A 15,118-nucleotide genomic window follows, 5' to 3' on the forward strand; every position below is an offset into this window, starting at 1 on the left:
AGATGAGCGGAACGCAGAACTGGAGCCGCCACTGCGCATGGGTCCTTCACCCCTACCAGCCACCCAGGGGGAGAAGCCGGGGTCGGCTGAAGAGCAGCACGCTGGGCACCTGGAGCGGTTGCAGAGGGGCAGGCGGCACACAGGCCGCCTGGGGAGAGCGAAGGGACGGGAGCACCCAGAGCCCGCGCAACCGTGCGCGGACACGGCCGTCAACGCCACCGGAGACGAGAACAGGAACGTCGGGCACCTGCAGCCGCGCAGGCCGGCCGACAACGAACAGGACATCAGAACGAGCGGAACTGGGAACGAGCGACAGGAGCGAGCGGCGAGCCCGTCACCATCATCAGTGCCGGGTGGCCTACCCCTCTGTGGACCCCTTCGGCCACGACTCCTCCGGCGACACGTAGCTCCCACGCTGCGGAACCGTGTAGATCCACCCCTGCTCCCGGAGCAGCGCCATGGCCCGCCGGACCGTCTCCCGCGCCACGTCGTACTGCTTCACCAACGCCGCCTCGCCCGGTATAGGACGCCGCTGCTGGTACTGCCCCGCTTTGATCTGCTCGGCGAGCTCTGAGGCGATCTGCTGGTAGAACGGCATCTTCCGCTGCTTGCGCGGCGCCTCACCCGGTGTCCCTACGAACGTCCCCTCGCCCTGGACCGTGTAGATGAGCCCTTCCTCGCGCAGCACATGGATCGCCCGCCGCGCGGTCGTCCGGGCGACGCCGAACTCGTGCTGGATGTCGGCCTCGCTCGGCACGGGGTGCCCGGACGACAGCCCCGAGACACGCTCCCGGAGGATCTCAGCGATCTGCAGGTAGATATGGGTGTCGCCATCGTAATCAAGCACAGCCGCAAGATAGGCCAAGCGGTACAAGCCCTCCCATATCCTTCTGTCTCCCTAGACAGATCTCTCTTACTCGATAGACGGGAGAGAACAACTAGACGTACTCTCTGTTCATGGCCGAGCCCCTCGACCCCCCAGCTCAACCCCCAGACGCCAAACCTCTCCCCACAAGTCAGCCCCAAGACGAAACCCCGCACCGACGCCCGGAGGATCCCGCGGCAGAAGAGGAGGACGATCAGTGTGCAGAGCTCGATTCAGGCCTTCGGCTCGCGCAAGGCGACTGCGTCGGGATTCACGTGCCCCCTGCGTGCCCCGTCGCCATGGCCCTGGATTGGGAAGCGGAACACCCCCGCAGTGACCGCATCCGAGTCCAGGAGTTCACCTGCGCCTGCCAGCCGATCTTCTACGAGTTCTGCCAATCGGGCGGTCTCTTCTTCATTCGCAGGACCAAGCCGTCCGACGGAAACGTCCTCATCGAGGAAACCCCTCGCGTCAGGCGCAAGCTCGCCAAGGCCCTGTGGTCCCGCCTCCTCAAAGGCACCGCCTACTAGTCAGGCCAGGCAAGATCCGAATCTACAACGTAAAGGACCAGGGCTGAAGAACCGAGCCGCCCCGCCCTCTCCGATGGGGAGGGCGCGCTGAGGACGCCGGGAGGCTGTCGGGACGCCGCCAGTACGCCATGAGAGGGATGCCACGAGAGAACCGCCACGGGGGTAACGAGGGAAAGAGCCGAGGCCGTGAGCCGGATGCCTTCGGGAGACATCCGCTCGCAGGCCCGTGGTGCCTTGTCCGTCTTCTGGGACACGGAAAGGCGCCGAGGACGTCTGAAGGGCGTAAGCAAGGGGCCGGCGATGCGGGAGGGGAGCGGTGAGTTCGCCATGGGAGGCCTTGTGGGAGACCTGCGGACCAGATAACGAGGGAAAGAGCGGAGGCCGTGAGCCGGATGCCTTCCGGGGACATTCGCTCGCAGGCCTGTAGTGCCTTGTCCGTCTTCGGGGACACGGAAAGGCGCCGAGGACGTCTGAACGGCGCAGGTAAGGGGCCGGGGAGGGGCCGGTGATGCGGGAGGGGTGCGGTGAGTTCGCCATGGGAGGCCTTGTGAGAGATCTGCGGACCGGGTAACGGGGGAAAGGGCCGAGGCCGTGAGCCGGATGCCTTCCGGGGACATCCGCTCGCAGGCCCGTGGTGCCTTGTCCGTCTTCCCGGGCACGGAAAGGCGCCGAGGACGTCTGAACGGCGCAGGTAAGGGGCCGGGGAGGGGCCGGTGATGCGGGAGGGGTGCGGTGAGTTCGCCATGGGAGGCCTTGTGAGAGATCTGCGGACCGGATAAGGAGGGAAAGGGCCGAGGTCGTGAGCCGGATGCCTTCCGAGAACATCCGCTCGCAGGCCCGTGGTGCCTTGTCCGTCTTCCCGGGCACGGAAAGGCGCCGAGGACGTCTGAACGGCGCAGGTAAGGGGGCCGAGAGAGTGCCCCGCGTACCGCGGATGGGCGACCGCGAAGATGGACGACGGCGAAAGAGCCAGGTCGCGCGTTGGGAGCTTTCGAAGTGTGTACGTGCAGGTCCGCGTGATTTCCATGCCCGTTCGACTTCCTGGCCGCACACCTCGAACCATCCCTCGCCGGTCCGCCATGGAGGCTGCTCAGCAGCAATGCGGGACCGGCGCGAGGGGCGTCTCTCCCAAGCGAGTGAGGAGCGTCCTTCCCAAGCGGGCGAGGCGCGTCCCTCCACAAGCGATCCGGGGGCTACCCCTCCCTCATGTGGCCCTCGGATCTCCTCCAAGTCTTGACCCGACTCTCAGCCCTCGTCGCCAGGGGACCGGGGGCTGAGTCCATGGCTCTGGCATCAGGGGACTCTGGGTGCGCCGGAGCCATGCTCTCCGGGCCGCGGCGCGGTGCCACGCGCCGCGGCCCCTTTCACCCGAGCAGGCGCAGAGCCATGATGGTTGGCTTCCCCTTCAACACCGGAAAATGCATGGGAATCGCCACGGCTCGCTCCGCGCCTACGTAAGCCCCAGCTTCCGGCCTGCCGAGTGTCGGCCTGCTTTCCTGCGTCTGTGGGTTCTGACCTGGGACATCGCATCGTCCTGGAGTGGAAGGAACGCGTCCGGCGGTGAGTCGGGCATGAATCAGAGAGACAGTAGAAATCCTCGGGCGATCTGGTCGTGACCCCAAGGGCATGCTCCTGAGCCGCGGACGGCGTCATCATGACGACCACAGGCGCACCCCGTACACCCGTCATTGGCAAGCGCACGGACTGCACCTGCACCGCCCTGATCTCAAAGGTGAGGAATACAGAAGACGACTCGCCGGCGCATCGAGAGTACGTAGGTGTGGTCCCGCGCCCTTCAAGAGGCACGGGACCACACCACGACGAGTACAGGCCGGCTGACGTCCGGGAACGGCCTGTCCGCGGCATTAGGTTCTCATGGCTTGACCTTGGAGAACGGCCCTTCAGGGCAATATCCAGGATCATGACGTTTCGCCTCTGTTGCGGCCAACGTCCTCAACGATGGCTCTCGGAATCCGTCGCCACGCCGTGCTGGTGATGATCAGATGATCGAGGAAGCGCAGCCCTACCGTCTCCGCCGCCTCGATGAGGCGGGACGTCGCCGCCACGTCGGCCGCACTCGGCTCCAGTGACCCGCTGGGGTGGTTGTGTGCCACCCCGAAAGCCGCACCACCGCATGCGAGGACCGTGGTGATCACTTCTCGGATCGGCACCATCGTGTGATCGGCGCCGCCCTCGGTCAGTACGGAACGCCGCAACACCCCACCTCGCGGATCGCACACCACCACAACCAGTCGTTCATGGACATACCCCCTCAGTAGCGGAGCCGCGAGGTGGGCCAGATCGGCCGTGCTGGTGATCCGTTCCCGCTCCGGGCCGGCCTCCGCCCGGCGTACGAGATGGAACGCCGCGGCCACCCGCGCCGCCTTCGCCGGGCCGACTCCGCGTACGGCGAGTAACCGATGGGGTTCGGAACGCCCGAGCCCATCGAGATCGCCGCAGTGCGCGATCACCTCGGCGGCCAGATCGACCGCGCTCGACCCGCGGAACCCCGAACCGAGTAGCACGGCGAGCAGCTCCCGGTCGGCCAGCGCTGCCGCACCGCTGGACATGAGCCGCTCGCGCGGGCGGTCACCCTTGGGCAGATCTTTGACTCGCATCCGCAACCTCCACGCCCGGTTCTATCAGCGGCCGCCGACATTTCCCGGCCACCAGATCAGTGCCGAGTCGAAATGCCCAATAGCTATAAATATGCGCAATGCGAGTATCAGGAAATATCAGGCATGACTGCCGCGGGGACTGGCTTGGCGAGCTGAGTCACGCAGGCGTAGGGGCGCGGGAAGGGGCTGGTCGCCGGGGCCAGAAGTCGACCTCTGGAGGGCTGCAGAGCGCCAGGCCCGCCTCAGTGGGACCGTCCGAACCGGGCCACGGCCGGTGGGGTATTTCTGGGAGGTGTGCGCGCCAGAGCCTCCAGAACGGCTCAGACTGTCCTCTGGACGGAATGGCTGCCAGAAACGCGAACCGATTTACTCCTCAAGGCGGTGGAATTTCAAGACGGCGTCGACAGTCGACGTAGATTACCCGCGTGTCGGAAATCGCCCGGAATGCTGGAGAGTCCATAAGGAGGTTTACGCGCGGACGCGGCGCTCGGCGTCGGACCGAGGCGCGGCGAGCAGGACGCCGCAGCCGAAGGTGCCGGCGGCAGGGGGCATGGGGCGTTGTGGAGACCCTGATGGCTGCCGGGCCCAGGTCGCGAGCGTTGAACGAGGACGCCGATGGGTTCGAGGTGGGTGCCCGGCGGGGGAGAAGGGGGCATGGCGAAGGGCTCCGGACGGGCGCGGGCGCCCGGAGCCGTCAGTCGCCGTTCTGGTGCGGAGGGTCAGACCGGCATGCTGTACGTGACCCGGAAGCGGTCGCCCGGGATGACGATGTCGCTCGTCTCCACCGGACGGTCGCCGGCCCAGTGCGTACGCTCGACGTGCAGCACGTGGACTCCCGCTGCCAGGGCGAGCGCGTCACTCTCGACCGGCCGCGGCACTCGCGTGTGCACGCTCTCGACCACTTCCGTGATCTTTATCCCGTACGCGAACATCCGGCTGATCAGGCTCCGCCGGTCCTCGTCGGTGTGCAGCGGTGCGAACTCCCGCAGTTCGTACGAGGTGGCGAGCTGTAACGGCTTGCCGTCCGTCCGATAGAGGTAGCGCGTCCTGGTCAGCGGAGCCGACTCGTTCAGCCGCAGGCGCTTGGCGATCTCGGGGCCGGCTTCGACCGGCTCGCTGTGCCAGTCCCATGTCACGCGGCTGCCCTGAGCCTGCAGGTCGGCGACGAGCGGGGTGGGGTGGTCGAGGAAGCGCCAACGGTGCAGAGAAGTGAGATCGGGGCGCTCCCTGACGTAATGTCCCGAGCCCACGCGGCCGATGATGAGGCCCTCGCTCGCGAGGACGCGTAGCGCGTGCCGGGCGGCGGTCTCGCCGACCTGGTATTTACGGGTCAGCTGCGCCCGTGAGGGAATGGGCGCGCCGGGGGGAAGAGCGCCGTCGATGATCTGCCGCCGGATGTCTTCGACGACACGCAGGTAGACCGGATCTGAGGTGGCCACTAGTCCATCCCTGGGGGTTCGTGTGAGGCGTTGCCCCATGTTGCCGTATTCGACAGGTAACCGACCGTCATCGTCGACCGCTGGAGCCCCAACTTTGCGAGGGCGGGAAATCATCGGAGAAACCCTGTAACGCCGGTGTAAGGACGGCCGATTCTCCGGTAGAGGTCGTCGATGTGTGTACCCCCGAGCACATATCGGCGACCTCTTCCATCGCGGTTCGCCTGCTCAAGGCGCCGAACAGCCCTCGGGCGCGCACCTCCTGCGCCGGCCGGCGATCGCGGATCCGGCCTCGCCGTCCGTCTCAAGTGGTCTCCGGCTCTTCCCGCTGAGTGGCCGTGCCGTGGGACGCCACCTCCTTCCTAGGGTGTGATCGGCCGCGACGGGCGTCACCGACCGACCGGTATCTCGTACACCACTCAGCTCGTAGGAGAGGCGCATGATCACTGTCGGCAGGCTTCGTCCGTCCGATCGGCCTGTCTGGGAGGCGCTGTTCCGCGGCTACATCGACTTCTACGAGCGCGAGGAGCCGCGCGAGATGTACGAGAGGGCCTGGGGAGAGTTCCAGGCGGACACGCGGCTGCACGCCCTCGGCGCCCGCGTGGACGGCGAACTGGTCGGCATCACACACTTCCTCGTACACGCCAGCACGTCGGCTCCCGACGCGGACGTCTGCTATCTCCAGGACCTTTTCACCGCCCCTGAGGCGCGAGGCAGGGGCGTGGGCCGGGCGCTCATCGAAGCCGTCACGGACTGGGCCCGAACGCGCGGCTGCTCCCGCGTCTACTGGAACACCCACGAGTCCAACAGCACCGCCCGCCGCCTGTACGACCAGGTCGCGGAGAACCGGGGCTTCATCAGGTACCAGATCGAACTGTCCTGACCGCTGCCCTCCCCCCGCATCCGAAGGGGAACGACGGAAGCTGCCGACGCCGGCGAACGGGCTTCGGCCTCCCGCACGGCCCTCCAGACCGGGCGGCGGAGGGTGTAAAAACCGGCTCCAAGCAGGCGAAGCGGGGTGGCGGCGTCCAACGGATTTCCGAATCCAGGTAGCGTTCGCACTATGGCATCGCCAACTGGAACCACAGACGCGCCCTTCGGCCGCATGCTGACCGCGATGGTCACGCCGTTCACTGCGGCCGGCGAGGTCGATTACGGGGCTGTGCGGCGCCTGGCCACCTACCTGGTGGACGAGCAGCGCAATGACGGTCTGATCGTCAACGGGACGACCGGCGAGTCGCCCACCACGTCGGACGAGGAGAAGGAGCGCATCGTCAGCGCCGTCCTCGAGACCGTTGGCGACCGGGCGACCGTGGTGGCGGGCGCGGGGACGAACGACACCCGCCACAGCGTCGAGCTTGCCAAGCGGGCGGCGCGGGCGGGTGCGCATGGTCTGCTCGTCGTGACGCCGTACTACAACAAGCCTCCACAGGAGGGGTTGTACCGGCATTTCACCGCTGTGGCCGACGCGACCGACCTTCCAGTGATGCTCTATGACATTCCGGGACGCAGTGGTGTCCCGATCAACACCGAGACGCTGATCCGGCTGGCGCAGCACGAGCGCATCATCGCGGTGAAGGACGCCAAGGGCGACCTGTTCGCCGCCGGCCAGGTGATGTCCGCCACCGATCTCGTTTTCTACTCCGGCGACGACCTGCTCAATCTGGCCTGGCTCTCGGTGGGGGCGGCCGGGTTCGTGAGCGTCGTCGGACATGTCGTGGGCGCGCAGTTGGCGCGCATGATCGAGCTGTACAGGGGCGGCGAGGTCGAGGAGGCCCGCGCCGTGCACAGCCAGCTCGCGCCGGTGGTCGACGGGATCATGCTGCGCGCCGGCGGCGCGATCATGGCCAAGGCCGCCCTGAGCATGGTCGGCCTGCCGGTGGGGCCGGTACGGCTGCCGCTCGTGGACGCGACGGAGAAGCAGATCGCCGAGCTGCGCGCTTGCCTGGTGGCCGGCGGGGTGAAGTTGACAGACGCATAGGAACGGGGAGGAAACAGCCGTTTTGAGAACACGATATGAACGTGGGGGCCAGGCATGAGCCATCCGCATCCTGAGCTCGGCCCCCCTCCACCACTGCCCGAAGGGGGCCTGCGGATCGTCCCGCTCGGCGGGTTGGGGGAGATCGGCAGGAACATGGCCGTCTTCGAATTCGACGGCCGGCTGCTGATCGTCGACTGCGGGGTGCTGTTCCCCGAACCCGACCAGCCGGGCGTCGACCTGATCCTGCCCGACTTCGAGTACATCAGGGACCGGCTCGACGACGTCGAGGCGCTGGTGCTCACACACGCGCACGAGGACCACATCGGCGCGGTGCCGTACCTGCTGCGTGAGCGGCGCAACATCCCGCTCATCGGGTCGAAGCTCACACTCGCCCTGATCGAGGCAAAGCTGGGCGAGCACCGCATCCAGCCGACCAAGGTCGAGGTGGTCGAGGGCGAGCGGCACGTCTTCGGGCCCTTCGACTGCGAGTTCTTCGCGGTCAACCATTCGATCCCGGACGCCCTGGCGGTGGCGATCCGGACGCCGGCCGGCATCGTCCTGCACACCGGCGACTTCCGCATGGACCAGTTGCCGAGCGACGGACGGCTGACCGACCTCGGCGGCTTCGCCAGGCTCGGCAGCGAGGGCGTCGACCTGCTGATGTCCGACTCGACCAACGCCGAGGTGCCGGGCTTCGTCACCAGCGAGCGTGAGATCGGGCCGGTCATCGACGAGGTGATCCGCACCTCGGAGCAGCGGGTCATCGTGGCGAGCTTCGCCTCGCACGTGCACCGCATCCAGCAGGTCATGGACGCCGCCGCCAGGCACGGCCGAAAGGTCGCCCTGGTCGGACGGTCGATGGTGCGCAACATGGGCGTCGCCCGCGACCTCGGCTACCTGAAGGTGCCGCCGCAGCTGATCGTCGACTCGCGCGACATCGAGGAGTGGCCGCCGGAGGACGTCGTGCTCATCTGCACCGGCTCCCAGGGTGAGCCCATGGCCGCGCTGTCGAGGATGGCCAACCGCGACCACCCGATCCGCATCGCCGAAGGCGACACGGTGCTGCTGGCCTCGTCGCTGGTGCCCGGCAACGAGACCGCCGTCAACAAGGTGATCAACGGACTGACCAGGTGGGGCGCCCGCGTCGTGCACAAGGGCAACGCCAAGGTGCACGTCTCGGGACACGCCGCCGCGGGCGAGCTCCTGTACGTGCTGAACCTGACCAGGCCGTCGAACTTCATGCCGGTGCACGGCGAATGGCGGCACCTGCGGGCGCACGCCAAGCTGGCCGCACTGACCGGCGTGCCCGAGGACCACATCGTGATCGCCGAGGACGGCGTCGTGGTGGACCTGGTGGACGGCAGGGCGAAGATCGTCGGGGCTGTCCATGCCGGCTACGTCTACGTGGACGGCTCGTCGGTGGGTGAGATCACCGACACGTCGCTCAAGGACCGCAGGATCCTCGGCGACGAGGGCTTCATCTCCGTGGTCGTGGTGGTGGACTCGAACACCGGCAAGCTCACCGCCGGCCCCGAGATCCACGCACGGGGCTCCGGCATCGACCCGGCGCAGTTCGACGAGTTCATCCCGCAGATCGAGCGGGCCCTCGCGGAGAAGGCCGCCGACGGCGTGGTGGACATGCAGGAGATCCGCCGTGTGGTGCGCCGCACCGTGGGGCGTTGGGTGAGCGACACCTACCGCCGCCGACCGATGATCATCCCCGTGGTGGTCGAGGTCTGACCTTCCGACGGTACGGCAGGCGGAGCCGCCTGCCGTACCAGAGCCGAGCCGCCGGGAACACAGCGGCAGTGGTCGGCGCCACGCGGCCGACAGCCTGCGCAGCGGATGCCCGCTGAAGGGCCGGCTTTCACGGACTGCCCCAGCTCCAGGGGCTGCGCCAGTTCGAGGCACTGCGTCAACTCCAGGCACTGCGTAAGCCGAAGGCACCCGGTCAACCCCAGGCGCTCCGTCAGCCGGAGGCACCCGGTCAACTCCAGGCACTGCTTCAGCTTCAGGGGCTGCGCCGGTGCGCCGCTCCTGCCTCCTGCCGGCCGACCCGGCCGGCAGGAGGGCGGAAGGCGCCGTAAGCACGGTCGTCACGGTTCTTAGGACATGCGCTCCCTCCAGCCGTGCCAAGCGGCCCAGGCGCTCGTACCGGAGCCTCGCAACCCGGCCCAGGTGCTTGTACGCGAGCCTCACCAAGCAGCCGAGGTGCTCGTACCCGGTTCTCATCAACCGGCCTAGGTGCTCGCATCCGTGCCTTGCCCATTGGACCAGGTGCTGGTGGTGCCCAGGTGCCGTCACTAGCGTTGCCCGGCGTGCCGGGTGCCGGTGGTTGGGCACCCCTGAAGGTGGGTGGACAGCCGCGGGGCGTGCCTCGCTCCGCGCGCTTTCATGCGTCCCTCCGGCGGATCAGCCAGAGGGCGGTCACGACGGGCACCACGGCGTACGCGGCCAGCACGACCATTGCAGGGACCGGCGGCAGGAGAGAGCCGTACACCGAATCCGTCGGGAAGTCACCGGCGATCTCGCGCGGCAGTGCTCCGATCATCACCGAGCCGAAACGCTCGCTCCAAGGCTCGGGGAGGTTGCCGATGACGATGGGGATCACGTAGACGAGCCCGACCAGGATCGCGATCGAGGCCGCCGTCGAGCGGAGGATCGCGCCGAGCCCCAATCCGAGCAGTGCGAACACCACCACCGTGAGGCTCAGGGCCGCCAGGAGCGGCCACCGCGCTCCGAACGGGACGCTGTAGGCCCCTGAGAACCTGTCGCCCAGAACCCATCGTGCGACAGCGTACGTGCCGAACACCGTGGCCGGCCCCACCACGAGCCCCAGACCGCCCACCACGGCGGTCTTCGCGGCCAGCAGCGGCCAGCGGCGCGGGACGACGGTCAGGCTCGTCCTGATCAGGCCGGTGGCGTGCTCGGAGGTGATGGCCAGCACGCCCAGGACGCCCAGGCAGAGCTGCGGGACCATCACCACCACCTCCTCGAGCTCCGCGATGCGGGCTTTCGCCTGCTGCGCGGGTGGTGCGCTGTCGAACATCCCTTTCGCCATGACGGCGAGCCCGTAGCCCAGCAGGATCGCGGCCAGGCTGAGGCCCAGCGTCAGATAGCTCGATCGGACGGAACGGACCTTCAACCATTCCGATGCCAGAACACTCATACGTCTCTCCGTCGAAGGAACAGGAATCCGGCCACGAGGGCGGCGACGGGATAGGCGAGCAGCACCGCCAGTGCCGCCCACGGCGGCAGGACACCGTCGCCCAGACGTGTGGACAGACGGTCGCCTGCGATCTGCGGGACCAGGCTGGGCAGCAGCAGGCTCGCCACCCGGGTGTTCCAAGGGGCAGGCAGATAGGTGACGAGCCCGGGCAGGACGAACAGCAACGCCACGACGGCCCCGGTCGCCCCCGCCGTCGACCGCGCCACCGTGCCCAGGCCGAGACCGACCAGCGCAAGCGCAGCCACCGACAGGCCCGAGGCCAGCAGCATGGGCAGGTCGTCGCCCAAGGAGGTGTCGTTGAACCCCAGCGGGTGACCACCAGCGATCAGCCGGCTCGTAGCGTACGTCACCAGCTGGATCGTCTCGGCGGCCGCCAGCGTCGTGAGACCGACGATCACGGCCTTGGCGAGAAGCAGGCGGGCTCGGTCGGGCACCACCGTCACGCTCGTGCGGATCATCCCGGTGGCGTACTCGGAGGTGATGGCGAGCACGCCGAGCACCGCCAGGCTGATCTGGAGGAGCGGCAGGAAGCCCACCTCGGGAGGGGCCGCACGCACGGATCCGCGCTCGTCGGCCAGGCTGCTCACATAGAGGGTCCAGGCCGCGCCCAGCACCATGGTCAGGCCGGCTGTGCCGAGAGCCTGGTAGGTGGACCTCAGCGAGCGCAGCTTCAGCCATTCGGACGAGAGGGCCGCCCTCATCGCGAGGCTCCGTACTGGACGCTGCCCGCGGTCAGCGCCATGTAGGCGTCCTCCAGCGACGGATAGCGCGCCGTCAGTTCCTGCACGGTCGCCTCGGCGATCAGCCTGCCCCTTCCGATGACGACGATCCGGTCGGCGGTGAGCGCCATCTCGCTCATCAGGTGGCTCGAGAGCAGGACCGTGCGGCCCTCGTGCGCCAGCGTGCGCATCAGGTCGCGGATCCAGCGGACGCCATCTGGATCGAGGCCGTTGACCGGCTCGTCGAACATGAGCACGCCAGGATCGCCGAGCAGCGCGGCGGCGATGCCCAGCCGCTGCTTCATTCCCAGGGAGAACGTGCCGACACGTTTGCGTGCCACGCCGGACAGCCCCACCTGCTCGAGCACCTCGGCCACACGTAAGGGGCCGATGCCGTTCGTGCGGGCCAGACACAGGAGGTGGTTGTAGGCGCTGCGGCCCCCGTGGACGGCGCCGGCGTCGAGCAGCGCGCCCACCTCGCGCATGGGCCTGCGCAGCGAGGCGTAGCGACGGCCGTTGACCAGCGCCACGCCCGATGTGGGTGCGTCGAGGCCCAGGACCAGGCGCATGCTGGTGGACTTGCCGGCTCCGTTGGGGCCGAGGAAGCCCGTCACGTGGCCGGGCTCGACCGTGAAGGACAGGTCGTCGACGGCGAGGGCGCCGCCGTAGCGTTTCGTCAGTCGTCGCAGTTCGATCACGGCGTCAAGGATGCGGCGTGGCCCGCGCCCGGCACATCGGACCACGGTCCGAACCTCAAGGTCAGACCGTGGTCTGACGTGCTCGCGGCCTCGCACCGGCTACCGTTCTCCGCGTGCACGAGACCCACCCGTTCTTCGTCCGGCCGATGAGCCGCCGCCAGCTGATAGCGCTCGACCTGGCGGCTGCGCTCGGTTTCGCCTTCGTGTTCTTCACGGCGACGGCCGGTGCCACCGGCCTGTCGCCCTGGGTGAAGGTGGCCGTCCCGCTGGGGCTGGGGCTGCCGCTGGCGGTGCGCAGGATCTGGCCGCTCCCGGTCTTCTGCCTCACTCTGGCGGTGGCCGTCGTCGCCGCGCTGGCGGGGGCGGTGAGCTTCGCGTACGCGTCTCCCGCGTACGCCGTCTACCTCGTCGCGATGTCCGATCGCGTCGGAGCCCTGGTGCCGACCTCGGCGATCGGCACGGTGAGCGTCGTCACGGTGTTCGGGCTCGTCGTGGCAGGTGGAGCGCCTGCGCCGGGCCTTCCCGCCTGGATGCTGCACATCGATCAGCCGCTGCTCGGGATCGCGGCGATCGGAGGAACGTGGACGGTCGGCCGGGCGGTGCGGGAGCGCAGGCTGTACGCGGCGCGCGACGCGGAGAGGCTGGCCAGTCAGGCGGTGGCCGAGGAGCGGTTACGCATCGCCAGGGAGTTGCACGACATCGTCACGCACAGCGTCGGGCTGATCGCGGTGAAGGCGGGGGTGGCGAACCATGTCATGGCCAGCAGGCCCGAGGAGGCGCACGAGGCGCTGCGCGTGATCGAGGCGGCCAGTCGTGGCGCGCTGGTCGAGATGCGGCACCTGCTCGGTGTCCTCCGTTCGACCGACGGGCCCGATCTCGTCCCGGCTCCGGGGCTACGAGGCCTGGAGAGGTTGGCCGAACAGGCGAGGCTCGCGGGTGTGGAGGTGGATCTCGACGTGTGGATAGGCGGGCCGAAGGACGACGTCGCCGACGGACGGCCGACGGACCTCGGTGAGAATCGAGATCCGGCGACGATGTCGGGTGAGCGGCGGCTTCCGGAAGGCGTCGAGCTGACCGTCTATCGCATCGTGCAGGAGGCGCTAACCAACGTCGTGAAACATGCCGCACCTGCTCGCTGCCGGGTCTCCGTGACGGCCGACGGGAGGGACGTGCGGATCGAGGTGGCCGACGACGGGCCGGGCAGGCGCGCCCTGCCAGGCGAAAGCACCGGACACGGACTGATCGGGATGCGGGAACGGGTCATGATGTACGGCGGAACCTTCGATGCGGGGCCTCTTCCCGGACGGGGGTTCCGGGTGGTGGCGAGGTTCTCGTACGGAGGGGTCCCATGAACCCGTGGTGCGACGATGGTTTCGGGGCGGCTCTCGTGGCCAAGGCGACGGCCGAGGAGCGCGAGCTGTTCGAGCGCGGCTTGGGATGCCGGTGGCGCGGGTTTCGGGGGCGGCTCTGGGATGTCGGTGGCAATGGATTCGAGAGCGGCTCTGGAATGTCGGCGGCTATGGATTCGGGGTGTTTCTACGGGACGCCGGTGGCGGTGAGAGTCTGGGGCGGTTTGGGCACGCCGGCGGCCGCGACGGTTTTGGGGGGAGCTCGCGTGATACCGGTGGCGGCGGTGGGGCGGTTCTTGGGATGCCGACGGCGGTGAGGGTTCATGGGGCAGCTTCGTGATGCCGGCAGCGGCGATGATGTCGCATGGGCGGCTCTCACTATGGCAGCAGTGGCCATGGTGCGGTCGGCGGCTCTGACGAAGCCGGGGGTGAGAGGGTTTTGCAGGCGGTCCTTCTGACGCTGAGAGTCGGCAACGCTTCTGTGGCGGTTCCCCTGATGCCGATCGTGGGCAACGCCTCTGCGAGGGTTCGACTGATGCCGATGGTGGCGAGAGTTTGGTGCGGGGGGTCTTCGTGATTCGGGTGGTGGTGGCCGACGACCAGGCGCTGTTGCGGGGGAGCTTCACCATGTTGGTCGGCTCCGAACCTGACCTGACCGTGGTGGGCGAGGCCGCGACCGGCGTGGAGGCGGTGTCCATCACCCTGGAGCAGCAACCCGACGTCGTGCTCATGGACGTGCGTATGCCCGACATGGACGGCATCGAGGCCACTCGTCGCATCGGGGACGCGGCTCGTGTGCTCATCGTGACGATGTTCGACCTGGACGCGTACGTGTACGACGCCCTCAGGGCAGGGGCCAGCGGTTTCCTCTTCAAGGACACGCCGCCCGCCGACTTGCTTGCGGCGATTCGCGTGGTGGCGAGCGGCGAAGCGCTGCTGGCGCCTACGGTGACCCGGAGGTTGATCGAGGAGTTCGCCCGTACGCCTGCCTTCCCCCGGGTCAAGGGGATCGGCGGGGTGACGGATCGAGAGCGGGAGGTGCTGGTCCTGATCGCGCGCGGGCTGTCGAACCATGAGATAGCCGGGTACTTACAGGTGAGTGTGGCCACGGTGAAAACGCACATCGGCCGCCTGCTCACCAAGCTGGAGGCGCGGGATCGCGCTCAACTGGTCATCACGGCGTACGAGAGCGGCCTGGTGTCGGCGGCTCCGTAGTCGACTGACGAGAGGTGTTTGTTGGCCTTGCTCCGACCTCTTGGGCCCTGCTGATGCGCTATCCGTCATCGTGAGGGCCTCAGTCCGGACGATGGCCTGCCGCCCGGCCGTGTACGCGGTGGGCCCCAACGAGGGGGTGGCCGAGCGCAGGAGGTGGCGGATCGGATAAGGCGAAGCCCGGGGCTCGGGTAGAGGGGGACGTTGCTCCCGAGCCCCGGGAGGCCCCCAAACCGCGTCAACGGTGTGACAGCGGTTCGGGGCCGTTCGGGGTGGCTTTCGCCGAGGCGGCTTCCGGTCTGGGGAGTTGGTGCGATCTCAGGCCCGGAGATGCCGCTGGAGGGGTGCTTCTTCTACTGGTGGAGGGGCTGGCACGGGACTTCTTGGAGGTGCGGTCGGAGGGGGTGGTCAACCTCGGGCTGAGGTGAACCGAGGCATTCGCCTTCCTGGGAACTGAGGTGTCCGATGCAGGAACCTAGGT

General features: G+C 68.2%; 11 protein-coding genes and 1 pseudogene. 6 read left to right on the forward strand and 6 right to left on the reverse strand.

What is annotated here, in order from left to right; genetic code table 11:
* Nucleotides 1-358 precede the first annotated feature (358 nt).
* On the reverse strand, nucleotides 359-847 hold the full coding sequence (locus BMX74_RS14915; protein ID WP_236714721.1) for a GntR family transcriptional regulator: 489 nt from the start codon (nucleotides 845-847) through the stop codon (nucleotides 359-361).
* A gap of 110 nt (nucleotides 848-957) precedes the next feature.
* Here BMX74_RS14915 and BMX74_RS43020 point away from each other — a divergent pair, with 110 nt between their 5' ends.
* Nucleotides 958-1,395 (forward strand): hypothetical protein, encoded by a 438-nt coding sequence (locus BMX74_RS43020; protein WP_143078665.1) that lies wholly within the window; start codon nucleotides 958-960, stop codon nucleotides 1,393-1,395.
* Between the two features lie 1,919 nt (nucleotides 1,396-3,314).
* Here BMX74_RS43020 and BMX74_RS14925 read toward each other — a convergent pair.
* Together BMX74_RS14925 and BMX74_RS14930 are read right to left on the reverse strand one after the other, a co-directional pair.
* On the reverse strand, nucleotides 3,315-4,013 hold the full coding sequence (locus tag BMX74_RS14925; protein WP_091100895.1) for a JAB domain-containing protein: 699 nt from the start codon (nucleotides 4,011-4,013) through the stop codon (nucleotides 3,315-3,317).
* Nucleotides 4,014-4,732: 719 nt separating this feature from the next.
* Nucleotides 4,733-5,452 carry a GntR family transcriptional regulator gene (locus BMX74_RS14930; RefSeq protein ID WP_055503592.1) on the reverse strand — a complete coding sequence of 240 codons (720 nt, stop codon included), beginning with the start codon at nucleotides 5,450-5,452 and terminating at the stop codon, nucleotides 4,733-4,735.
* A 436-nt stretch (nucleotides 5,453-5,888) separates the two neighbouring features.
* Here BMX74_RS14930 and BMX74_RS14935 point away from each other — a divergent pair, with 436 nt between their 5' ends.
* The 3 genes from BMX74_RS14935 (at nucleotide 5,889) to BMX74_RS14945 (ending at nucleotide 9,170) form a co-directional block, all read left to right on the forward strand.
* Nucleotides 5,889-6,332, forward strand: coding sequence for a GNAT family N-acetyltransferase (locus BMX74_RS14935; protein WP_055503591.1), 444 nt, complete (start codon nucleotides 5,889-5,891; stop codon nucleotides 6,330-6,332).
* Between the two features lie 180 nt (nucleotides 6,333-6,512).
* Entirely contained in the window at nucleotides 6,513-7,430 is a 918-nt protein-coding gene (gene dapA / locus BMX74_RS14940; protein WP_091100897.1) for a 4-hydroxy-tetrahydrodipicolinate synthase, read from the forward strand.
* 54 nt (nucleotides 7,431-7,484) lie between these two features.
* Entirely contained in the window at nucleotides 7,485-9,170 is a 1,686-nt protein-coding gene (locus BMX74_RS14945) for a ribonuclease J (protein ID WP_055503589.1), read from the forward strand.
* Between the two features lie 652 nt (nucleotides 9,171-9,822).
* On the opposite strand, the gene BMX74_RS14950 is transcribed toward BMX74_RS14945, so the two are convergent.
* From BMX74_RS14950 to BMX74_RS14960, 3 genes and pseudogenes are all read right to left on the reverse strand, one after another.
* Nucleotides 9,823-10,599: an ABC transporter permease subunit gene (locus tag BMX74_RS14950; RefSeq protein ID WP_143078666.1), complete on the reverse strand. Its 777-nt coding sequence runs from the start codon at nucleotides 10,597-10,599 to the stop codon at nucleotides 9,823-9,825.
* Complete coding sequence (locus BMX74_RS14955) at nucleotides 10,596-11,360, reverse strand: ABC transporter permease (RefSeq protein WP_091100901.1); 765 nt, start codon at nucleotides 11,358-11,360, stop codon at nucleotides 10,596-10,598. The genes BMX74_RS14950 and BMX74_RS14955 overlap by 4 nt, the downstream gene beginning before the upstream one ends.
* A 62-nt stretch (nucleotides 11,361-11,422) precedes the next feature.
* Nucleotides 11,423-12,076: pseudogene (locus BMX74_RS14960) on the reverse strand (ABC transporter ATP-binding protein); the annotation flags it as partial.
* 113 nt (nucleotides 12,077-12,189) lie between these two features.
* Here BMX74_RS14960 and BMX74_RS14965 point away from each other — a divergent pair.
* Both BMX74_RS14965 and BMX74_RS14970 read left to right on the forward strand, forming a co-directional pair.
* Complete coding sequence (locus tag BMX74_RS14965) at nucleotides 12,190-13,428, forward strand: sensor histidine kinase (RefSeq protein WP_218153959.1); 1,239 nt, start codon at nucleotides 12,190-12,192, stop codon at nucleotides 13,426-13,428.
* A 570-nt stretch (nucleotides 13,429-13,998) separates the two neighbouring features.
* Nucleotides 13,999-14,640, forward strand: a complete 642-nt coding sequence (locus BMX74_RS14970) for a response regulator (protein ID WP_091101203.1) — start codon at nucleotides 13,999-14,001, stop codon at nucleotides 14,638-14,640.
* Nucleotides 14,641-15,118: the final 478 nt, after the last annotated feature.

The organism is Nonomuraea pusilla (assembly GCF_900109355.1).
GTDB classification, from domain to species: domain Bacteria; phylum Actinomycetota; class Actinomycetes; order Streptosporangiales; family Streptosporangiaceae; genus Nonomuraea; species Nonomuraea pusilla.